Source organism: Mesorhizobium sp. M0522, from assembly GCF_040321085.1.
Classification (GTDB): Bacteria; Pseudomonadota; Alphaproteobacteria; order Rhizobiales; family Rhizobiaceae; genus Mesorhizobium.
On the sequence record NZ_JAMYQW010000045.1, the window covers coordinates 1 to 20,096 of the forward strand.

At 62.9% G+C, this 20,096-nt stretch carries 27 protein-coding genes and 1 pseudogene; 17 read left to right on the forward strand and 11 right to left on the reverse strand.

Annotated elements, in window-relative coordinates; all coding sequences use genetic code 11:
• Nucleotides 1-471: phosphotransferase (locus tag NKI58_RS30715; RefSeq protein ID WP_352854186.1), on the forward strand; the 471-nt coding region annotated here is incomplete at its 5' end.
• Nucleotides 472-498: 27 nt separating this feature from the next.
• Here NKI58_RS30715 and NKI58_RS30720 read toward each other — a convergent pair.
• The gene (locus NKI58_RS30720) at nt 499-894 is read right to left on the reverse strand and encodes a carboxymuconolactone decarboxylase family protein (RefSeq protein ID WP_245274737.1); all 396 of its coding nucleotides are present in this window, start codon (nt 892-894) and stop codon (nt 499-501) included.
• A gap of 156 nt (nt 895-1,050) precedes the next feature.
• Here NKI58_RS30720 and NKI58_RS30725 point away from each other — a divergent pair, with 156 nt between their 5' ends.
• The 4 genes from NKI58_RS30725 to NKI58_RS30740 all read left to right on the forward strand — a co-directional run bounded on the left by NKI58_RS30725 (nt 1,051) and on the right by NKI58_RS30740 (nt 3,760).
• Nucleotides 1,051-1,722: a TetR/AcrR family transcriptional regulator gene (locus tag NKI58_RS30725; RefSeq protein WP_352785950.1), complete on the forward strand. Its 672-nt coding sequence runs from the start codon at nt 1,051-1,053 to the stop codon at nt 1,720-1,722.
• 4 nt (nt 1,723-1,726) lie between these two features.
• Nucleotides 1,727-2,338 carry a hypothetical protein gene (locus NKI58_RS30730; protein ID WP_023677686.1) on the forward strand — a complete coding sequence of 204 codons (612 nt, stop codon included), beginning with the start codon at nt 1,727-1,729 and terminating at the stop codon, nt 2,336-2,338.
• Entirely contained in the window at nt 2,335-3,183 is an 849-nt protein-coding gene (locus NKI58_RS30735) for a 23S rRNA (adenine(2030)-N(6))-methyltransferase RlmJ (protein WP_352785953.1), read from the forward strand. Before NKI58_RS30730 ends, NKI58_RS30735 begins: the two co-directional genes overlap by 4 nt.
• A gap of 124 nt (nt 3,184-3,307) precedes the next feature.
• Nucleotides 3,308-3,760, forward strand: a complete 453-nt coding sequence (locus NKI58_RS30740; RefSeq protein ID WP_023677684.1) for a hypothetical protein — start codon at nt 3,308-3,310, stop codon at nt 3,758-3,760.
• Between the two features lie 36 nt (nt 3,761-3,796).
• Here the strand turns inward: NKI58_RS30740 and NKI58_RS30745 are convergent, their stop codons facing one another.
• Nucleotides 3,797-4,156: a VOC family protein gene (locus NKI58_RS30745; RefSeq protein WP_352785955.1), complete on the reverse strand. Its 360-nt coding sequence runs from the start codon at nt 4,154-4,156 to the stop codon at nt 3,797-3,799.
• Nucleotides 4,157-4,272: 116 nt separating this feature from the next.
• On the opposite strand from NKI58_RS30745, the gene NKI58_RS30750 reads away from it, so the two are divergent.
• Nucleotides 4,273-5,025, forward strand: a complete 753-nt coding sequence (locus NKI58_RS30750) for a sulfite exporter TauE/SafE family protein (RefSeq protein ID WP_352622388.1) — start codon at nt 4,273-4,275, stop codon at nt 5,023-5,025.
• A 38-nt stretch (nt 5,026-5,063) separates the two neighbouring features.
• Here NKI58_RS30750 and NKI58_RS30755 read toward each other — a convergent pair whose 3' ends face one another.
• Nucleotides 5,064-5,699 carry a TetR/AcrR family transcriptional regulator gene (locus tag NKI58_RS30755; RefSeq protein ID WP_502896910.1) on the reverse strand — a complete coding sequence of 212 codons (636 nt, stop codon included), beginning with the start codon at nt 5,697-5,699 and terminating at the stop codon, nt 5,064-5,066.
• Nucleotides 5,700-5,761: 62 nt separating this feature from the next.
• Between NKI58_RS30755 and NKI58_RS30760 the strand changes: the two genes are divergently transcribed.
• Nucleotides 5,762-6,292 (forward strand): DinB family protein, encoded by a 531-nt coding sequence (locus NKI58_RS30760; RefSeq protein ID WP_352825560.1) that lies wholly within the window; start codon nt 5,762-5,764, stop codon nt 6,290-6,292.
• 454 nt (nt 6,293-6,746) lie between these two features.
• On the opposite strand, the gene NKI58_RS30765 is transcribed toward NKI58_RS30760, so the two are convergent.
• Nucleotides 6,747-7,367 (reverse strand): hypothetical protein, encoded by a 621-nt coding sequence (locus NKI58_RS30765; protein ID WP_352854188.1) that lies wholly within the window; start codon nt 7,365-7,367, stop codon nt 6,747-6,749.
• A gap of 339 nt (nt 7,368-7,706) precedes the next feature.
• On the opposite strand from NKI58_RS30765, the gene NKI58_RS30770 reads away from it, so the two are divergent.
• The gene (locus tag NKI58_RS30770; RefSeq protein ID WP_352616663.1) at nt 7,707-8,303 is read left to right on the forward strand and encodes a glutathione S-transferase family protein; all 597 of its coding nucleotides are present in this window, start codon (nt 7,707-7,709) and stop codon (nt 8,301-8,303) included.
• A 78-nt stretch (nt 8,304-8,381) separates the two neighbouring features.
• On the opposite strand, the gene NKI58_RS30775 is transcribed toward NKI58_RS30770, so the two are convergent.
• Complete coding sequence (locus NKI58_RS30775) at nt 8,382-9,032, reverse strand: outer membrane protein (protein ID WP_292662341.1); 651 nt, start codon at nt 9,030-9,032, stop codon at nt 8,382-8,384.
• A 420-nt stretch (nt 9,033-9,452) separates the two neighbouring features.
• On the opposite strand from NKI58_RS30775, the gene NKI58_RS30780 reads away from it, so the two are divergent.
• The 7 genes from NKI58_RS30780 (at nt 9,453) to NKI58_RS30810 (ending at nt 15,059) form a co-directional block, all read left to right on the forward strand.
• A complete protein-coding gene (locus tag NKI58_RS30780; RefSeq protein WP_352785964.1) occupies nt 9,453-10,229 on the forward strand; it encodes an SDR family oxidoreductase in 777 nt (258 codons plus the stop codon).
• Complete coding sequence (gene uvrC, locus NKI58_RS30785) at nt 10,226-12,304, forward strand: excinuclease ABC subunit UvrC (RefSeq protein WP_352785967.1); 2,079 nt, start codon at nt 10,226-10,228, stop codon at nt 12,302-12,304. Before NKI58_RS30780 ends, uvrC begins: the two co-directional genes overlap by 4 nt.
• Before the next feature lie 100 nt (nt 12,305-12,404).
• A complete protein-coding gene (gene pgsA / locus NKI58_RS30790) occupies nt 12,405-13,001 on the forward strand; it encodes a CDP-diacylglycerol--glycerol-3-phosphate 3-phosphatidyltransferase (RefSeq protein WP_352481786.1) in 597 nt (198 codons plus the stop codon).
• 1 nt (nt 13,002) lies between these two features.
• Nucleotides 13,003-13,260, forward strand: a complete 258-nt coding sequence (moaD, locus tag NKI58_RS30795) for a molybdopterin converting factor subunit 1 (RefSeq protein WP_023677674.1) — start codon at nt 13,003-13,005, stop codon at nt 13,258-13,260.
• Between the two features lie 3 nt (nt 13,261-13,263).
• Complete coding sequence (locus NKI58_RS30800; protein ID WP_352785970.1) at nt 13,264-13,743, forward strand: molybdenum cofactor biosynthesis protein MoaE; 480 nt, start codon at nt 13,264-13,266, stop codon at nt 13,741-13,743.
• Nucleotides 13,744-13,828: 85 nt separating this feature from the next.
• Complete coding sequence (locus NKI58_RS30805) at nt 13,829-14,596, forward strand: YbaY family lipoprotein (RefSeq protein ID WP_352785973.1); 768 nt, start codon at nt 13,829-13,831, stop codon at nt 14,594-14,596.
• Between the two features lie 193 nt (nt 14,597-14,789).
• Nucleotides 14,790-15,059, forward strand: a complete 270-nt coding sequence (locus tag NKI58_RS30810; RefSeq protein ID WP_023677671.1) for a hypothetical protein — start codon at nt 14,790-14,792, stop codon at nt 15,057-15,059.
• A gap of 75 nt (nt 15,060-15,134) precedes the next feature.
• Here the strand turns inward: NKI58_RS30810 and NKI58_RS30815 are convergent, their stop codons facing one another.
• From NKI58_RS30815 to NKI58_RS30835, 5 genes and pseudogenes are all read right to left on the reverse strand, one after another.
• Nucleotides 15,135-15,965 carry a class I SAM-dependent methyltransferase gene (locus NKI58_RS30815; protein WP_352785977.1) on the reverse strand — a complete coding sequence of 277 codons (831 nt, stop codon included), beginning with the start codon at nt 15,963-15,965 and terminating at the stop codon, nt 15,135-15,137.
• A 36-nt stretch (nt 15,966-16,001) separates the two neighbouring features.
• A complete protein-coding gene (gene ndk / locus NKI58_RS30820; RefSeq protein ID WP_023677669.1) occupies nt 16,002-16,424 on the reverse strand; it encodes a nucleoside-diphosphate kinase in 423 nt (140 codons plus the stop codon).
• A 245-nt stretch (nt 16,425-16,669) separates the two neighbouring features.
• On the reverse strand, nt 16,670-16,966 hold the full coding sequence (locus NKI58_RS30825) for a DUF1905 domain-containing protein (protein WP_352785980.1): 297 nt from the start codon (nt 16,964-16,966) through the stop codon (nt 16,670-16,672).
• 147 nt (nt 16,967-17,113) lie between these two features.
• Entirely contained in the window at nt 17,114-17,749 is a 636-nt protein-coding gene (bluB, locus tag NKI58_RS30830) for a 5,6-dimethylbenzimidazole synthase (RefSeq protein WP_352785983.1), read from the reverse strand.
• A 313-nt stretch (nt 17,750-18,062) separates the two neighbouring features.
• A pseudogene (locus NKI58_RS30835) lies at nt 18,063-18,771 on the reverse strand (glutathione S-transferase family protein).
• 74 nt (nt 18,772-18,845) lie between these two features.
• Here NKI58_RS30835 and NKI58_RS30840 point away from each other — a divergent pair.
• Both NKI58_RS30840 and NKI58_RS30845 read left to right on the forward strand, forming a co-directional pair.
• A complete protein-coding gene (locus NKI58_RS30840) occupies nt 18,846-19,358 on the forward strand; it encodes a DinB family protein (protein ID WP_254820279.1) in 513 nt (170 codons plus the stop codon).
• A gap of 14 nt (nt 19,359-19,372) precedes the next feature.
• Nucleotides 19,373-19,672, forward strand: a complete 300-nt coding sequence (locus NKI58_RS30845; RefSeq protein WP_352452962.1) for a hypothetical protein — start codon at nt 19,373-19,375, stop codon at nt 19,670-19,672.
• A gap of 60 nt (nt 19,673-19,732) precedes the next feature.
• On the opposite strand, the gene NKI58_RS30850 is transcribed toward NKI58_RS30845, so the two are convergent.
• Entirely contained in the window at nt 19,733-20,035 is a 303-nt protein-coding gene (locus NKI58_RS30850; protein ID WP_023677662.1) for a DUF982 domain-containing protein, read from the reverse strand.
• Nucleotides 20,036-20,096: the final 61 nt, after the last annotated feature.

The following is a 20,096-nucleotide window of genomic DNA, read 5'->3' on the forward strand; positions in this document are numbered from 1 at the left end:
GGGGGGCGGCTTTGCGTCTCCGCCGCCCCCCCCCGCGCGGCGCGCGCGGGGCGGGGGGGCCGCATCCACACGCCCGCCGCGGGGGCGGTGGGGGGTCCGGCCGTTCCCGCGCTTGGCCTCGGCCCGCCGGTCTGGGTCCATGGCGACGTCGCCTCGGGCAATCTGCTCGTCGAAGATGGCAAACTCTACGCGGTCGTCGATTTCGGTAGTTCGGCTATCGGCGATCCTGCCTGTGATCTGGTGATCGCGTGGACGGAATTTTACGGCGAGAGCCGTCAGGCGTTCCGCGACGCCATTGCCCTTGACGAGCACAGCTGGGCGCGCGCACGGGGCTGGGCGTTGTGGAAGGCGCTGATCGTCGCTTCGGGACATGACGGCAACCAGCGCGAGGCGGAAAAATCGTGGCGGGTCATCGATGAGGTGCTGGCGGATCACACAAACAGTCAAAGCGGGAAGGCTAATTCAGTCTGAACGCGTCCCGCTCTAGTAACGAAAGCATTACTGCCCGCCCATCTCCTTCCTGAACGTATCGAAATCGACCTGCATGCCGTTGAAGATGGTGCTCCAATGGCGGGTCAGCGCTGAAACGGCGACCGCCTCCTGGATCTCCTCGTCGGTGGCGCCGGCGCGCTTGGCGTCCTGCGTGTCCGACCAGATGCAGTAGTTGCACGGGATTTGCGCCGCCACCGCCAGCGAGATCAGCGACTTGACCTTCGGCGGCAGCGCCGTCTTGTCGCTGAGCTGGATGGCCTTGACCTCGGCCCATGCACCGGGCAGACCGGCTTTCGGGAACTGCTTTACGAAACCGGGCACCCCGCCCATGGTCGACTGGATGTCCTTGACGGTCGCGTCATACTCATCGGCATAAGAAGGAGCTGCAGCCAGGGTCAGCACACAGGTGGCGGCGAGCAGGCAGGCGCGGCGGATGGAAGAATGCGTTGATGAAAGAGTACGATAGCAGACATGACATTCTCCTCTGGCGTTTGTTTGCCTTACGGTGTAAGGTAACGTCAAAAATGAACCTTACAGTGTAAGTTGTCAAGCGGCACCATGGACACATCGATCAAAAAAAAGCGACTGCGCGGCCGGCTGTCTCGCGAGATGATCGAGGATGCGGCTTTGAAGGTTATCGAGAGCGAGGGCCTCGCCGGGTTTTCGATGCGCAAGCTGGCGGCAGAACTCGGCTGCGAGGCGATGAGCATCTATCACCACTTTCCTTCGGTGGCGCATCTCTTCGAAGCCTTGGTGGATCGGCTGATCGGCTCCCTCGAAATGCCCGACGCGGACCTCCCTTGGCGACAAAGGTTACGCATTGCCGTGCAGGATTTCCGCCGCGTCGCGCGTGAGCACCCGGCCTTTGCCACGTTCCTTGTAACCTACCGGATGAATTCGCCGACCTGTCTCACTTGGCTGAACGGCATCCTTGGCGTGTTCGAGGCCGGCGGCTTCGGACCGGAACTGGGTGCGCGGCTGTTCCGCACCACCGGCTATTATCTGATGGGTGCCATCCTCGACGAGACTGCCGGCTATGCAAAGGGGCCTTCGGCCGTGACCATCGTCAGCGACGAGCAACTGGCGCAGGATTTTCCAAAAGTAGCTGCGGCCGGGCGTTATTTCGGCACCGCCGAATTCGACCGGACGTTTGATCTCGGCCTTGACATGCTCCTGGACGAAATGGAGAACGCCCGCGACTGCGCCAGCGCGCCGAACACCGGGTCTTGACGTTATGCGCTCCCTGTTCGCCCTGATACTGCTCATCGGTACCGGCATCGGCGTCGTCTATCCCTGGGCGATGACCAATTTCTCCGGCCGTGAGATCGGCACCTGGCGGGTTTACGACCAGGGCCGGTTCAAGCCGGTGACCGTGCCCCTGAGCGCACGCGACGGGCCGCTACGCGTGCTGGTCGACCTTACGGCGAGAGCCGAGCGCATCGTCTCGCAGCAGCGCACTGTGTTGACCCTCACTGCCGCCACCGGCGGCAGGACGGTGCTCGCCTCGACGCTGCAGTTCAATCACTCCGACAATCCACGCCAGGTCAGCCCGCAACTGCCGGACAGGATCTTTCGCGACGAGGCCGGCCTGATCCCGACCGTTACCCCTGGTTCCTACATCTTCACCGTCGGTCCGGGCGACGCCGAAGGCATTCCGATGCGGGCCGTCGATCTCGTCCTGCGCTCGGGTGCCGGCGAGGTCGACCGCCGGGCGCGCCCGGTCGGTTTTTCCCTGATGGCGGCCGGCCTGGTCGGGCTGGTGCTGGCATTCCGTTTCGGCGGCCGCCGGCCGGAAAATCCAAACTCGCAGCCGCCACCGCCGCGCTGGGGCAGGGGCTCCAATTGAACTATCGCCACGCCTACCACGCCGGGAACTTCGCCGACGTCGTCAAGCATGTCGTGCTCAGCCGGCTGATCGAATATCTGAAGCAGAAGGACAAGGCGTTTCGGGTCATCGACACCCATGCCGGCATCGCCCGCTACGATCTGTCCTCGACCGAAGCGCAAAAGACCGGCGAATGGCAAGGCGGCATCGGCCGGCTGGTCGACGCCGCACTCGATGCGCCGGCGGCAGTACTGCTGGCGCCGTATCTTGAAGCCGTCCATTCGCTCAATCCGGAGGGCGGCGTGAAAAAATACCCGGGTTCACCGCTGATCGCCCGGCACCTGATGCGCAAGCAGGACCGGCTGTCGGCAGTCGAACTGCACCCTAAGGATGCCGCCAGGCTGAAGGCGCTGTTCGACGGCGACTTCCAGACCCGGGTGATCGAGCTCGACGGCTGGCTGGCCCTCGGCGCGCATCTGCCGCCAAAGGAAAAGCGCGGCCTCGTGCTCATCGATCCGCCTTTCGAGGAAGAGGGCGAGTTCGACCGCCTCGTCGACGGACTGCAAAGGGCCCACCGACGCTGGCCCGGTGGCATTTACGCGCTGTGGTATCCGCTCAAGGACCGCAAGGCGGTCGCCGCCTTCCGCGCGGCGCTGAAGCAGACAGGCATTCCGAAGCTGCTCGACATCGGCTTTGAGATCAGGCCGGCCTCGGCCGAGCCAAGCCTCGACGGCTGCGGCATGGTGGTGGTCAATCCGCCCTTCACGCTGGAAGGCGAGTTACGGACGCTGCTGCCGGCGCTGCACCGGCTGCTTGCACTTGAGCAGCCGTCGCATTGGACGCTGGACTGGCTGGCGGGAGAGTAGTTTGAGGCGCGGCCCTGCCGTTCCGTCAGCGCAACCATCGTCACCACAACCACGGTCGCTACAACCGCTTGACCGCGCGTCAGCGAATCCGCACAGTGCACGCAGTCGACCTTGAGAGGCTGCCATGACTCGCTTCGCCCAATCCGCCCTTGCCGCACTGCTCGCCTTTTGCACGCCGCTGGCCGCGCCTCTTGGCGTCACCCAGGCAGTCCAGGCGGCCGACCTTGCAATCTATACCGACGAGGATAGCGGCGTCTGCGGCGAGGCCTGGGTGCTGAACAAGATCACCGACCGCTTCTCCTATCAGGTGCATCACGTGCCGCATCTGCCGGATGTGCAGATCGTCGACTTCCAGCGCATCCACCAGCATCGCTATCTGCCGGCCGACGACACCTGGCCGATCGGCCGCCGTTATTGCGGCGCCACCGTCAGCCTCTCCGACGGCGGCGCTCGCACCATCTGGTACCTGATCGAGGAAGGCCAGGGTTTTGCCTCGATCGGCGACAATGTCGAATTCTGCGTCTCGGGCTTCGACCGCTGGATGGTCTACAACGGCCGCTGCCGCGTCCTGCGCTGACCAGCGCCTTCCGATCCCGACGGATTGTTGCGTCACTTAGGTGGTCGAGAAAAGGAACACCTGACGGCCATCAGGATCACGGACGATCACACGTCTGCCCATAGCTGTCGCCTTGACGTCCGCAATGATTCCAAAGCCGTTGGCCTTGGCGGCAGAAGCAGCTTCATCTGCGTTGGCGACTTCGAAGCCGATCATCGTTCCCGCTCCTTCCGGCGTCGTTGCTTCTGCCGGATAGAGTTCGATCGCAAGCCCTTCACCTTGGAACGAGAAATGTATCGGACCGGAGCCATGCTGCTCTTGCCTGAAGACAATTCCGAAATTCGCGTAGAAAGCCGCGGCTGATCTGGGATCAGCCGAAAACCATGTGACAAATGTCAAGCTCGGCAAGGAGGACATTCATACCTCTCTGGTGTTGAGGGTCCAAGGTCGGACGAGGTTGCGAAAATCGTAGACTTCCATGCATGTCAACGCCAACCGACCACATCGATCACTTTGCGGGGAAACAGCACTACATGGATTCGCTTGTTTATACTGTTGCTCTCGGCGCGGTCGTTGCAGGCTTCGTCCAGGGGCTTTCCGGGTTCGCTTTCAGCCTGGTTGCCATGTCGATTTGGGTTTGGACCGTGGAGCCCCAGCTTGCTGCTGCCATGGCGGTCTTTGGGGCGCTCACCGGTCAGATCATCGCTGCCGTCACCGTCCGCCGGGGTTTTGATCTCAGGCTTCTGCTGCCCTTCCTGATCGGCGGGACCATAGGGATTCCGGTCGGTGTCGCCATCCTGCCCTTGCTGGATGTGCAGTTGTTCAAGCTGGTCTTCGGCGCGCTGCTGGTCGTTTGGTGTCCCTTGATGCTCTTTGCGCGTCGCCTCCCTCCCATCACGGTCGGGGGTCCTGTTGCAGACGGTGCAATAGGTCTGGTCGGCGGCATCATGGGTGGACTTGGCGGCTTCACCGGCCCGGTTCCAACGCTGTGGTGCGTGCTGCGCCAATGGGAAAAGGACAGGCAGCGTATTGTCATCCAGAATTTCAACCTTGTGACCCTCTCCATGACGATGGCCGCCTATCTTGCGGCCGGAAAGATCAAGCTCGAAATGCTGCCGATGTTTGCCGTCGTCGCGCCGGCGATGTTGATACCGACACTCCTTGGCGCGAGACTCTACATCGGCGTTAGCGAGGCGACTTTTCGAAAGATCGTCCTCACACTCTTGGCCGCATCAGGTGCGGCATTGTTGGCATCGTCCTTGCCGCACCTCATAAGCCGGGTTTGAACGACACACAGAAATCCCGACTTCCGCCGTGCCATGCGCTATCGACCGATGCGGCCTGCTCCCGATAGGTAGGCGCAGATCAGGTCGACGAGTTGCTTTTGCAGCTCCGGCGCGGCGAGCATGTTCCGGCGTGCCGCATTGTGGATCACACCTTCGATCGCTGACGACAGCACGCGCGCCACGGTCTGCATGTCGGCGCCTTTCCTTGGCTTGCGATAAGTGGCGACAGCAGTCGCATAGTGATTGAGGTATTGCGCCTGGAACGAAGCATGGGCGGCCCTGGAGCCGCGATCGCCCGGCGCCTCGTCGAGCAGCACCTGATGTAGTGTCGGGTGAATGCTGTGCGCGGCGATCATGCCGCGCACCAGCTCCTGCGCGAATTTCCTGAGCGGCTTTTGGTCTTCCGCCGAATCGCGAATGACCGACAGCACATGATCGAAGTGACGGCGCCGGACGGCAGCGAGCAGGGAAAGCTTGTCGGGAAAATACTGATAGAGCGTGCCGATGCTTACACCTGCTGTCTCGGCAACCTTGTTGGTGGTGAAGCCGGCCCACCCCAGCCCGCTCAGAACATGAGCCGCCGCCTCGATGATCGCCTCGACGGTTGCCCTCGAACGCGCCTGGCGCGGCTGTTTGCGCATGCGCGGATGCGGTTTTGCAATGCGAGTAGACACGTTCGCCCATTCTCCTGAAAATATAAACAACATACTCGCATTTCCGGAAAAGGACACCGACCATGAATGCGCTCGCTCTGCTTCGCAGCCTGTTTGCCTATCAGGCCTGGGCCAATGACGAACTGCTGGAAAAGCTGGCGAGTCTCGCCCCGCATGTTCACGGCAAGGAACGGCAGGCCGTGATACGGCTCGTCGATCACAGCCATGTGGTGTCGCGGATATTCTCGGCGCACCTGGTTGACGCAAGCCATGGCTACTCCGCCGACACCGCCGAGGACACGCCGGCATTCGACGAACTTCGCGCCGCGGTCGCAGCGACCGATCGCTGGTATCTCGATTATCTCGAAACCGTTTCCTCGCGGCAGCTGTCCGAGCCCGTCGCATTCGTGTTCACCGACGGGGATAAGGCATTGATGTCGCGACAGGAAATGCTGACCCACGTTGTACTGCACGGCGGCTATCATCGCGGTGAAGCGGGGCGCATCCTGGCGCAGATTTCCGTCATGCCGCCATGGGATACCTTCGCCGTCCATCTCCACAGGGCCGAGCCTTCGCGCCGGCTGCAGATGAGCCGTGAGCCGCTCGGCGCCTGAACGGCCAAGCGCTTTCGATCACGGTCGGCTCGACTGGATCTATCGAGCGATATCCTGTCATTCAGAAATGCGAGCTGTCTGCTTACTTTCATCGCGTCGTGCAAGTAGTGCAGCGGCGTGCTCGTCGCGTTGCTTCCTACTTACCTGTAGTTTATCGTTTCGGACAAGACGAGGCGGGCGGCCGCCTTCGCTCTTGACAATGTTCGCGCCGAGCGTCGGACGTTGAAGCGCAAAGCGGGTCGAAAAGGTCCTGAGCTTGACGAGAAGACCGGTCGAGATAGAGCGACCAGAATTTCTGTCGCAGAACTTCGCTGCGGGACACAAAGATTCGCAGCCGATTTTTGCGCGGGTAAAATGGTCGCGCGCTCGCCGTAACCGAAACTTAAGCTACAAAAATCATTCTAATGCTTCGCTGGCTAGCAAGCCGCGAGTCAGATATGCAATGCGCGCCGGGTCAATAACGGCCGTCGGCACAACGGAAGGGGCATGATATGGCTAAGCAGTCATCCAAAGCGCCGGCATCCAAGGCACCGGCAAAGTCACCGGCAAAGAAAGCACCGGCAAAAGCAGCCGCGGCAAAGGCCGCAACTGCTGTGAAGAAAGCAGCACCCGCGGTCAAAGCGAAGGCCGCTGCGCCTAAGGCAAAAGCAGCGCCGGCCAAAAAGCCGGCCGCCAAGGCCGCGGCAAAACCAGCCGTGAAGAAAGCAGCACCGGCCAAGGCAAAAGCAGCACCGGCCAAGGCCAAGGCTGCACCGGCAAAGAAGGCGGCACCGGCCAAGAAGCCGGCTGCAAAGGCCGCGGCGAAGCCCGCTGCGAAGAAGGCAGCACCGGCAAAGGCCGCCGCTGCGAAATCTTCTGCAGCAGTGAAGAAAGCAGCGCCCGCGGCCAAGCCGAAGGCAGCGCCCGCAAAGGCGAAGGCCAAGAAGTAGTCGCAGTCCTGCTGTCGCAGGGGACAGTACTCAAGACAGCCAGGGCGGGATGCCGGACAGGCGCCTCGCTTCTTGGTTGACAGTCGGGCAGGACCAGAAAGAGGCGGGAGGAAGACGTCTTTTCGCAGCTCCCAGGACTTCGCCATGCGGCGAAGTCCGGTGGGATATTCGTGGCTGCCAAAACCAACCTTCGGTGCAAGGCCGAGTTGGTAGTTGCTCGGATCTGGATTGTCCGACCTGCTCGCGTCTGCCGCCGCACCTCCGGCTCATCGCATCCGAACGCGAGACTATGGCTGCACGCTGGCGGCGCGGTTTTCCGCCTCTGGCCGTTGATGAATCCTGCATGATCGGTCAACAGTGCCACGCACGAGCCCCCGTCGGAATCGATTTTCGGTAAGGGTCATGCGCGAAGTCACAATGCTACCGCGTCCTTTTGCGCGTCCAATAGGACCTATGGAGCTGTAGCCGGCAAACAGGAATCGACAATGCCCAGACTGCTCTACGCGTCTACTTCCCCCTACAGTTCCAAGGTGCGCATGGCAGCACTTCATGCCGGCATTGCGATCGATCTCGTGCCGATAAAGACCGAGGAAAGGCCGGCCGAACTGATCGGCGCCAATCCGCTCGGCAAGATCCCGGTGCTGGTGCTCGATGACGGCCGCTCGGTCCACGACAGCCGCGCCATCACCCAGCATCTCAACCGGATGTCGAAGAACGCATTGTTTCCGCGCAATCCCGACAAGCGCCTTGAGGCGGAGGTGCTGGAGGCATTGGCCGACGGCATCTGCGACTGCGCGCTGTCGATGGTCTATGAGCGGCGCACACGGCCGGAAGAGATGGTCTACCAGCCTTGGCTCGAGCGCCAGTGGACGAAGATTTCGGACGCGCTCGATCTGCTCAACGCGAACCCGCCGAAGCTGCCGAAGAAAATCACCCTCGGCCAGATCGCATTGCGCGCCTGCCTCGGCTATCTCTCGCTGCGCTTCGCTGGAAAATGGGAAAAGGGCCGCGGCCGGCTGACGCGCTGGGCGGCACGCTTCGACGAGAAATTCCCGGAGCTGAAGCCCGCCATCCCGGCTTGAGGACAAGCGGTCTCAACCGATGCCAACAAAAAAAGCCGGGCGCGAGGCCCGGCTTTTTCGTGTCGTGGCTTGGACGACTTAGAACTTCATACCGACGCCGAAGGTGACGCGATTGTCGGTCGACTTGACCTTGCCGATACCGTCGAAGTCCTTCCTGCCGAAGTCCGTGTAACGATACTCGACACGGCCGAACACATTGTCGGTGATCTTGATGTCGGTACCCACGCCGGCTGTCCAGCCAAACTGCGTGTTGGTGTCGCTTACGCCGGCAGCTTCAATCTTCTGGTTCTTCAGCGCGCCACCGGCGGTGCCGTAGAGCAGGATGTCCGGGGTGACAGCGTAGCCGAGGCGGGCACGCAGCGAGCCCTCGAAGCCACCCTTGGCCTCGATACCGGCATCGTCGCCCTTGACGCCGTTGTAGCCGATATCGGCTTCGGCACCGTAGACGAAGTTCTCCTGCTGCCAGTTATAGCCGCCGAAGACGCCGCCGACAAAACCTTTGGTGTCGACGTCGACGCCAATGTCTTTGGCTTTGGCATGGCCAGCGAAGCCGTAGCCGACGCTCACACCGGCATAGGGACCGGCCCAGGATGCGACCGGAAGTTCTGCGATCGGCGCAGGTGCCGGCGGCTCTTCCTGAACCACGTCCGCGGCATAGGCGGTTCCGCCGAGGGCGAACAGCCCAAACGCCACCGCGAGCGGTCGCGCAAATTTAAGATTGGCTTGCATTGTTCTTTACTCCTTAAGCCACAGGACACAGGCTTGTTTTTTCATGAGCGCCCTCAACCCGTCCGGGGGGTGAAACGGATCCGGCGTTCAACGGTTCCAAATGTCGTGTCGAAATGCGGCTGAAGCGAACCTGAACTTGGGTCATTACCTGGCACGAATGAGGCAGAACCTTGACGTTGCATCTTCGCAACAGCGAATGTCAGCAGGTTCGCCGTGCTGCACTGCACACGGCTTGGTGTAAGGGCTCCAGCGCCCTATATTGCGGGCGGGCTGGCCCGAATTCCGGTCGAGCCAAAACGCCCACCGGCCACTTTGCCACAATCCTGCCCCAGGTGGAAATGGGATTTAACGCTTGGCGGGCCATAATTTGCCGGCGCGATCCCGGCAGGTCGGAATCGGCATCGGATTAAGGATTGACAGATGGGCAAGGTCGCCGCGACGGCACTGGTGACGGGCGGGGCGAAGCGGATCGGCAGGGCGATCGTCGAGGACCTTGCCGCGCATGGTTTTGCCGTCGCCATTCACTGCAATCGCTCGCTGGCCGAGGCGGAGGCACTGGCGGCCGAAATCAACAGTGGTCATTTTGGTCGACATGGCCGGGCCGCAGTGGTTGCTGCCGACCTGACCGAGATGGACGCCGTCGGCGACCTAGTCGGTCGCGCGGCGGCGGCGCTCGGGCCGGTGTCGCTGCTGGTCAACAACGCCTCGCTGTTCGAGCACGACAGCGTTGAGGATTTCGACTGGCCGGCCTGGGATCGCCATTTCGCCATGCATGTCAAGGCGCCGGCGCTGTTGGCACAGACTTTCGCCCGGGCCTTGCCGCAGAACAGTGAGGGGCTGATCGTCAACATGATCGATCAGCGCGTCTGGCGACCGACGCCGCGTTATTTCTCCTATGCGCTGTCGAAGTCGACCTTGTGGGCGGCGACCGAGATGATGGCGCAGGCGCTGGGTCCCCGCATCCGTGTCAACGCCATTGGTCCTGGCCCGACCTTGAAGAACACGCGCCAGCACGACAGCGATTTCGATGCCCAGATTGCCGGGCTGATCCTGAAACGCGGCCCGGAATTGCCGGAATTCGGTGCCACTATCCGTTATCTCTGGGCGGCACGCTCGGTCACCGGCCAGATGATCGCGCTTGACGGCGGCCAGCATCTTGCATGGCAGACGCCCGATGTGACAGGCATGACGGAATGAGCCCTATGGACCAGAAACAAAAAACGCGCGGTGGCGCCGACGACCTGCCGCCCGAAATCGACCTTGAGGACGAGGCGGCCGAGGAGGTCGTCGAGCCTGCAGCCAGCGGTCCGGACGTTACCTTCACCGCCATCGACTGGACCCCGCATGCCGGCGACGCCGACGGCATGGTCGGCGCCGAGGTGATCCAGACGCTGGTAAAGCGGCTGCCCAATGCGCCCGGCGTCTACCGCATGATGAATGCCGCCGGCGACGTGCTCTATGTCGGCAAGGCACGCAGCCTGAAGAAGCGGGTCACCAGCTATGCGCAAGGCCGGTTCCACACCAGCCGTATCGGCCGCATGGTGCGCGAGACATCGACCATGGAGTTCGTCGTCACCCGCACCGAGATCGAAGCGCTGCTGCTTGAAGCCAACCTCATCAAGCGCTTGCGGCCACGCTTCAACGTGCTGATGCGCGACGACAAGTCGTTCCCCTATATCCTGTTGACCGGCGACCATGTCTCGCCCGGTATTTACAAGCACCGCGGCGCGCGCTCGCGCAAGGGCGACTATTTCGGCCCCTTCGCCTCGGCCGGCGCAGTTGGCCGTACCATCAACTCGCTGCAGCGCGCCTTCCTGCTCAGGAGCTGCACCGACTCCTTCTACGAGAACCGCACCCGGCCTTGCCTTTTGTTCCAGATCAAGCGCTGCGCCGGCCCGTGCACCGGCGAAATCTCGCACGGCGACTATGCAAGGCTTGTCGCCGAGGCGAAGGATTTTCTCTCCGGCCGCAGCCAGAAGGTGAAGACGGAGATCTCCGCCGCCATGCAGCAGGCTTCGGAGAACCTCGATTTCGAACGCGCCGCCATCTATCGCGATCGGCTGGCGGCGCTGTCGCATGTGCAGAGCCATCAAGGCATCAATCCGCAGACCGTCGACGAGGCAGATGTCTTCGCCATCCATCAGGAGGGCGGCCAGGTCTGCATCCAGGTGTTCTTCTTCCGCACCGGCCAGAACTGGGGCAACCGCGCCTATTTTCCCAAGGCCGATCCGGCGCTCGAAGCCGGCGAGGTGCTGGGATCGTTCCTGGCGCAGTTCTACGACGACAAGCCGACGCCACGCACCATCCTGTTGTCGCATGGCGTCGAGGACCAGGAATTGCTGGCGGAGGCCCTCTCCACCCGCGCCGGCCGCAAGGTGTCGATCTCCGTGCCGCAGCGAGGCGAGAAGAAGGACCTGACCGACAACGCGCTGCAGAACGCGCGCGAGGCGCTCGGCCGGCGGCTCGCCGAAACCTCGACCCAGGCGCGGCTGCTCACTGGCTTTGCCGAGACCTTCGGCCTGGAAAAACCGCCGGTGCGCATCGAGGTCTATGACAACTCGCACATCATGGGCACCAACGCCGTCGGCGCCATGGTCGTCGCCGGGCCGGAAGGTTTTGTGAAGAACCAGTATCGAAAGTTCAACATCCGCTCGACCGAGATCACGCCGGGCGACGATTTCGGCATGATGCGCGAGGTGATGCAGCGGCGCTTCTCGCGGCTATTGAAGGAACATGGCGACGCCCCGCTTGCCAAGGGCGCGGACGAGGCGGGCCCTACCGGACCGGGCGACGATATCGAGGACGCCGGCGGCTTCCCGGCCTGGCCCGACGTCATCCTCATCGACGGCGGCCAAGGGCAGATGACGGCGGTGCGCAAGATCCTCGCCGATCTCGGCATCGAGGACCGCGTCGTGGCCATCGGCATCGCCAAGGGTCAGGACCGCGATGCAGGCCGCGAACGCTTCTTCGTCAAGGGCAAGGCCCCATTCTCGCTGCCCGTACGCGATCCGGTCCTCTATTTCGTCCAGCGGCTGCGCGACGAGGTCCATCGTTTCGCCATCGGTTCGCACCGCGCCCGCCGCAAGAAGGAGATGGTCAAGAGCCCGCTCGACGAGATCAGCGGCATCGGACCCGGCCGCAAGCGCGCGCTGCTGATGCATTTCGGCACGGCCAAGGCCGTCAGCCGTGCCGCCGTCGAGGACCTGGTCAAGGTCGACGGCATTTCCGAGCAGGTGGCGAAATTGGTCTACAATCATTTTCACGAGAGCTAAGACGTATTGCCGACATTTCGGCTGGCTAATCGATTCTGGCCTGTTGACCCCCCACATTCGCTTCTGATTTGACTAAGCAGGCAGAAAGAGTTCCCAAAACATGGCTCAGCGCGCGTTCAACTTGCCCAACATGCTCACTTACGCCCGCATCTTGGCGGTGCCGCTGGTGGTGCTGTGCTTCTTCCTGGAAGGCCATCTGAAATCGAGCGACTTCGCGCGCTGGTCGGCGCTCATCATTTTCCTGCTCGCCTCGATCACCGATTACTTCGACGGCTATCTGGCGCGCGCCTGGCAGCAGACCTCCAACATCGGCAAGATGCTCGACCCGATCGCCGACAAGCTGCTGGTCGCCACTTGCCTGCTGCTGCTTGCCGCCGACACCGACCGCCATGCCGGCATCGCCGGCTGGTCGCTATGGGCGGCGATCATCATCCTGTGCCGCGAGATCCTGGTCTCGGGCCTGCGCGAATATCTGGCGGCCTTGAAGGTCTCGGTGCCGGTGACGCAGCTCGCCAAATGGAAGACCACCATCCAGATGATCGCCATCGCCTTCCTGCTTGCAGGTCCCGCCGGCGACAAGATCTTCCCGCTGACCACCCAGACCGGGCTGGTGCTGCTGTGGATCGCGGCCCTGGTGACGCTCTACACCGGCTACGACTATTTCCGCGCCGGCCTCAAGCACATCATGGATGAATAAAATGTCGACGAAGCTCATCTATTTCGCCTGGGTGCGCGAGCGGATCGGCAGACCGGAGGAAGAGGTCGAACTGCCGGCCGGCATCGAAACGGTCGCCGACCTGTTGCGCTGGCTGAAATCGCGAGGCGAGGAGTACGAGAACGCGCTGCAATATCCTGACGTGATCCGCGTCGCCATCAACCAGGAACATGTCGAGCACCGCGAGAAGATTGCCGGCGCGCGCGAGATCGCGCTGTTCCCGCCGATGACCGGTGGCTGAACCATGTCCGCGGTGGTGCCGGTCGTGCGCATCCAGGCGGAGGATTTCGACGTCGCCGCCGAGATCGCCAGGCTGACCAGGGGTCGCAACGACATCGGCGCTGTGGTGACCTTCTCCGGCCTTTGCCGCGACGAGCAAGGCAGGCTCTCCGCGCTCGAGCTCGAACATTATCCCGGCATGGCGGAAGCCGAGATATCCCGCATCGCCGGGGAGGCAATCGAGCGCTGGCCGCTGCAGGGGCTCACCGTCATCCATCGCCACGGCAAGATCGCGCCCGGCGAAAACATCGTGCTGGTGGTGGCCGCTTCCGCCCACCGGCAGGCGGCGTTCGAGGCCGCGAATTTCCTGATGGACTATTTGAAATCACGCGCGCCGTTCTGGAAAAAGGAACACCATAGCGACGGTTCCGAGGGCGGCTGGGTCGACGCCAGGGAGGCCGACGACAAGGCGGCGAGCCGCTGGAAGCAGCCGCCGTCCAAATAAATCCCTGGACAGCCATGCCCATACCCCGCCGGCCATTCATTGACCGCAATCCTGCGAGATCTTTGGCCGGAAGGGGAGCAGGATCATGCTGGACAGGATTGCCGAGTTCTTCATCTTCGGGCTCGTGCCGCTGGCCGTCGGCATCCTGGCCGTTCCGGATCATTCCGCGGCTGCCGAAAAGACCCTCAAGGGCGAGGTGATGTATCGCGAGCGCATCGCGCTGCCGCCCAATGCCGTGCTTTCCGTGCAGCTTGCCGACGTGTCGCTGGCCGACGCGCCGGCCGCAATCATCGGCGAGCGCAAGGTGGTGCCGGCCGGCCAGGTGCCGATCAAGTTCGAGATCAGCTTCGACCCGCGGGTGATCCGGCCTGATATGACCTACGCGCTGCAGGCGCGCATCACTGTCGACGACCGGCTGCTGTTCGTCACAGATGCGCGCCACCAGGTCGACCCGCTCAGCGACGCGCCACAGACCATCATGCTGAAAATGGCGGCGCCGGCCGACGAGCCGGCGGCAGCCTCTGTGTTCGGCCAAAGTTGGCTGGTCGAATATATCGACGGCATCGGCGTGATTGCCGAGCCGCGGGCGACATTCCGCATCAGCGAAGCCGGCAAGGCCGGCGGCAGCGGCCCTTGCAACGTCTATTTCGCCACCGCCAGGATAAACGGCTCGACGATCGCTATCAGCGACATCGGCTCGACTTTCAAGGCCTGCGCGCCTCAGGTCATGACCGAGGAAAAGGCGCTGTTCGAGGCGCTGGCCAAAGCAGCATCCTACCATGTCGACGCCGGCAAGCTTGTCATCGCCGACAGAGACGGCCGCGACATCCTGCGCTTCAACGCCGCGAGCTAGCGCCTAGTCCGCGCCGATTGGCCCGCGCGGCAGCCGCATGCCGATCACGATGTGTTTCAGCGGGAATAGGCCGGGCAGGGGGCGCGTTAGTTCTTCATAAATGGCGGGTAAGGCAAAAGGGACGTTTGTCCCTTCGTTGAAGCCGCCAGAATGGCTGCGGCTCGTTCTGGCCTTAACTCAAAGGAGTCCAGACATGAAAACGCACACGCTTATCCTTGCCGCCACCGGTGCATCGCTCCTTGCCTTTACCGGCCTTGCCAAGGCGGACGACCATCTCGTCAATGCTCTTGACCACGGTCTCAAAGCGGACAGCCAACCGTTCCAGACCAACAAGGCCGGCCATAGCGGCGATCTCGCACCGGGGCAGGGCAGCCCGTTTTCAGGTGAAGAGACCAAGACCCCGTCCACCGACACGGAAGCGGCGAACGAACATGCGAACGTGAAGGAACGCGAGGCGAAATAGACTGGCAGAACCCGCCGCTAGGGGGCGGCGGGCGACATGTATCGGGCGACGATGCCGCATCTCATGCGATGTTTCTCAATTCGTCGCGAGTTTGAATACCGCGCCATAGTGATAGGGCGGCACATCAACCAGCTCGGCGAGCTTGAACCCGCTCGCTTCCACCGACGCGGTGGTCTGTTCGGGTGACAGCCTCAGCTCGGTCTTTGGCCCGCGCGGCTCGCCCAGGACCGTGGTCTGCTCGCGCGGATACTGGTGCCAGTTGACGATGGCAAAACGACCGGCAGGGCCAAGCGTCGCGCGCACGGCGCGGGCAAGCCGCGGCCGATCCGGAACGCCGTGGAAAGCGTTGGCGATAAAGACGAAGTCGACGGTTTGAGGCACCAGCCCGGCAAGTTCATAGGCGTCGCCCGCCAAAAACTCGCAATTGCTCGCGCCTCCTTCGGCCAGCCGCCGCCTGGCGACTTCGAGCAGATCGGCATCAATGTCGATAGCGATTACATGACGGGCGACCCTGGCGATTGGCAGCGTGAACCAGCCGTCGCCGCAGCAGAGATCGACCACGTCCGTGCCGGGCTTCATGCCGACTGCCGCCAGGACACTGGCAGGCTCGGGCCACAGCGCTTCCCACCAGCCGCTGGTTGGCATTTCGGTGCCTTGGAAGAAACCGGGAATGGTGCTGGTCATGGCCTGGTCGGCTCCATTGTCGGGACCGCGTTTGATCCGCCCCTCCGAGCTTAACGCACCCGTGACCCGTCGAGGAGCCTGAAGCTGAAAATGTCCGCTACTGCATGTCGCGCAAAAGCGTGCAGCGGTTTTGCGATAACGACATGCATCAAGACAAGAAACCTGAAGCGCGTCGCATGAGGCCGGTCGAACGCGACGCGCTTTAGCAAAAAAGGCCGGCATTGCGCCGGCCTCTTTGATGGGATTCGGAATGCCGGCTCAGCCGACGATCTCGGTGTCCGAGAACCAGTATTTGATCTCCTGCGCGGCGGTTTCCGGCGCATCGGAACCATGCACGGAATTCTCGCCGATCGACAGCGCGTGCAGCTTGCGGATGGTGCCTTCGGCTGCGCTTGCCGGATTGGTGGCGCCCATCACTTCGCGGTTCTTGGCAATGGCGTTCTCGCCTTCCAGTACCTGCACGACTGTCGGGCCCGACGACATGGACTCGACCAGCTCGCCGAAGAACGGACGCTCCTTGTGGACGGCATAGAAACCTTCCGCCTCGCGGCGGCTCATCCACACCCGGCGCGAAGCGACGACGCGCAGACCGGCATCTTCCAGTATCTTGGTGATAGCGCCGGTGAGATTGCGACGGGTCGCGTCCGGCTTGATCATGGAAAAGGTGCGTTCGAGCGCCATGGGATCGTCCTTGTGATGGAGAGTGGAATTGAGGGTGGCGGGCTCTATACAAGCCGCCCGCCGCCTTGCCAAGGGGAGGCCGGCGCGGCGCGCATTTCTGCGCTGGGGCGGCGGACTTTCAAGTCGAACCATGCCGCCGCTCCATCTTTTTGCTGAGCATCGGATTTTCCAGAAACCGGTACTCACTTTGGGTCCGATCGACTGGCCGCCCTATAGCGCGTCGTCGCCAGCCTGAGACTGCGTCGTCATAACTGCATCTCGATCGTCAGGTTGGCCGTGTCGCCAGCCCCGAGGCCTTCGCGAACCCGCACCGCGGTCTTGATCGGCAAGAGCAGGCTGCCGGATTTCTTGTCGGGAAACAGCGATGTCCGCCATCTGGTCTGGCCGACGACGGCTTCCACGCCAAGCGAGCCCCAGGGCCTTGCCATCCCCACCGTCGCCGTCTTGATCCGGGCTCCAAGCTCCGGCGGCAGCGTCACGAAATGCCAGCCGCCCTTGCCTGGATAGACCCAGATCTCGGCCTGCATGTCGCAGCGAAACATTCAATGCCCTTCCTCAGATCAAGGCCGTCGCGACTGGCCTTGCCACGGTCTCTTGTTGGCGATGCTGACGATCGGCGAAATCATCCAGAATATCCATTCTGCCCTGCAAGGGAGGAGCGCAAAGAGGATGGCAGCGCCGCCATTCCACTACCGCCTTGTCACGATAGACGGCCGCCGCGTTTCCCAGCCTTCCCGCTCCAGTTCCGGCACGCTGTGGTTCTCGCTGGGGTAGCCGATGCAGAAGTAACCGATCAGTGTCCACTCCGGCGGCACGTCCAGGATCGTCGCCATCTCGGCCGGATCGAGGATCGAGACCCAGCCCATGCCTATTCCTTCGGCGCGCGCCGCCAGCCACATCGTGTGGACCGCCATGACAGCCGAATAGTCTATGGTGGCTGGCATGGTCTGGCGGCCGAGCCCATGCCCTTGCTCGGTTGCGCGGTCGGCGAAAACCGCAAGCTGGCAGGGCGCCTCATTCAGGCCGGCAAGCTTCAGGCGCGAATACAGGGCGGCGCGTTCACCGCAAAAGGTTTGGAGTGCCTCCGCGTTGCAGCGCTCGAAGCAGGCCCTGACGGCGGCGCGGCATGCTTCGCTCTCGGCGACGACGAAGCGCCAGGGCTGGCTCAGCCCGACGGACGGTGCGGCGCTGGCAAGCTCGAGCAGCCGCTCCAGCGCTCCATCGGGGAGCGGCGTTGGCTTGAACCGCCTGACGTCCCGCCGCCACAGGAAAAGGTTGGCGAGCGCAGCGCGAAAATCGGCCGGGAAATCTGGGTTTGCGGTCATGGCGCGCTGCCTTTGTTGTGATTGCCCGGTTCGCCGGATGTTCGTCTTGTTTGCTTCGATCCAGGCGCTGATGAGGCGCTTCGAGCGACAATTCGTCTACCCGCATTGTCGCATTTCGCCGGCTGGCAACTTTCAGCTAAGGCCGGACGATGTCCCTGCCGGCAACGCCGTGGACCTCGATCGGCAAAACAAAACCCGCCTCGGCAGGCCGGGCGGGGCGTCGGTGCGAATCATCACCATATCGAGTTTAGTAGCATAGCTGCCGGCACAAAGCAAGAACAAAATGTGGCGCCTCCGATAAAAACTGCCGATTTCAACTCTCGAGCGGGGCGATCGCTGCCGCCGCGACGTTGCGGCCGAGGCCGCCATGCAGATCGAGGCATCGTTCGAACCATTGCGCCACGACGGTGTCGTCGAGCAGCCGGTAGGGCGTGGCGATGCGCGCCCATTGCAGCGCGCCGAAGACGATGTAGTCGGCAAACAGCGGCGACCGGCCTCCGATGAAGGGCTGATAGCCAAGCATCGAGCGCAGCGGCTCCAGCGAGGCGCGGAAGCTGGCGAGCCCGGCGTCGCGGGTGGCGTAAACCGCCTCCAGGGGCTTGCCGAAGCGCTGCTCGCGATTCTGCCGGAAATAGGCGGCGTTCGCCTCGTCCTGCATGGCGTGCAGGTCCAGTATCGCCGCGGTGGTGACGTAGGGATGGATGGTCAGCTGCGACCAGCGTTCGATGAAGCGCGCCGTCGCCTTGCCGCCGTCGCCGGAAAACAATGTCGGCCGCTCGGGATAGGCCTCCTCGAGATAGAGCGCGATGGCGAAGGAATCGGCGACTACCGTCTCACCGTCGCGGATCACCGGAACGAGCTTCGAGACGCCGCCTTCCACCTTCGGCACTTCGAGGAAACGGGTCGGCACGCTGGTGATGTCGAGCCCTTTGTGAGCCAGTTGCCATCGCCGCCTTCCAGCAATGTGGGCTGAATGGGCGGGCGGCGTCGCGTCCGACAAGGTCGTAGAGCAGAATGGTCATTGGCGGCAGCGTCCTTGCAGTCTAACTATGGCCGAAACAGACCCGCGCAGGGGGTCTCGCAGGTCGAGAGAAGAATGAAACAGCATTTCAGGATGTTTGCGGCCTACAATCAATGGGCCAACGGCCGCATCTACGATGCCGCCGCCGATCTTGACGAGGAAGAGTTCGACCGCAATGTCGGCGTCTTCTTCGGTTCGATGATGGGAACGCTCAACCACCTCCTGGCAGCCGACCGTATCTGGATGAAACGCTTCACCGGCGAGGGCGACGCGCCGGCAAGGCTCGACACGATCCTGCACCGCGCCTTGCCAGGCTTGCGGCTGGCGCGCGAGGCCGAGGACAAACGGATCATCGACTGGGTCGACGGCCTGAGCGACAAGGCGCTGTCGGGCCGCTTCTCCTACATGACCGTCTCGGATATGCGCACCGTCTCGCAGCGGCTGGCGCCGGCGCTCGACCACTTCTTCAACCACCAGACCCACCACCGCGGCCAGGCGCATGCGATCCTGACCATTCTGGGCAAGCCAAGCCTCGGACTGGACCTGACGATGTTCCAGCGCAGCGAGGAGGGCAGGGCTTTCGCCTGAACCTGGGGCGGCTGGTGAAGCGGACGGTGGATAGAGGACGATCTGCCGAGATTGCAAAACGCGCCAAAACATTTTATGGAGCGGACGGTCGTGAGGGCGGCCGCTTCAGCAGCATTCAGCAGCAACAGCGAGAATTGGCACGCATGCCCAATGAACCCTTGCGCCTCGTGGCGTTCTTCGCCGTGGTCCTGGCGCTTCTCAACTCCGGTTATTATTTCCACCAGGGCGACATCGTCGCGACCATCTATTTCATGATCGGCGCCATTCTTGTGACTGCGGTGACCCGGATGAGCATCAGAAGGCAGCTGATTTAGGATCCGCCGGGCCAGCACTGGTGACCGGAATCCGGCCGGCCATGATGACGAAGAGTCTTGTCAGGCGGCGTAGCCGCCGAGGCCCCGGGCGACCGGCTTGACCGAGACTGCCGGCTGGGCGGCCGGCCAGAGGATGCCTGCCGTCACGGCGAAGGTGATCAGGGCGTCACGTGCCGCTTCGGCCGAGATATCGCCGGCACGTGCCGCCTCGCAGGCCTTTACCGCGGCGCCATAGCTCAGCCGGCGGCGCGAAGGCGGGAACTCGGTCAGGAATTCGTGCATCTCGGAGAACGAAGCGATCGTACGCTTGTAGCCGGCGCCAACAGTTAGAGCGACCGGGGTGGAAAACGTCCTGTCGTGCATTCTGGCCTCTCGAATGGGCGGAGGTCACGGCGGACGCCGTTCTCCGGTCTGGGGGTCGGGC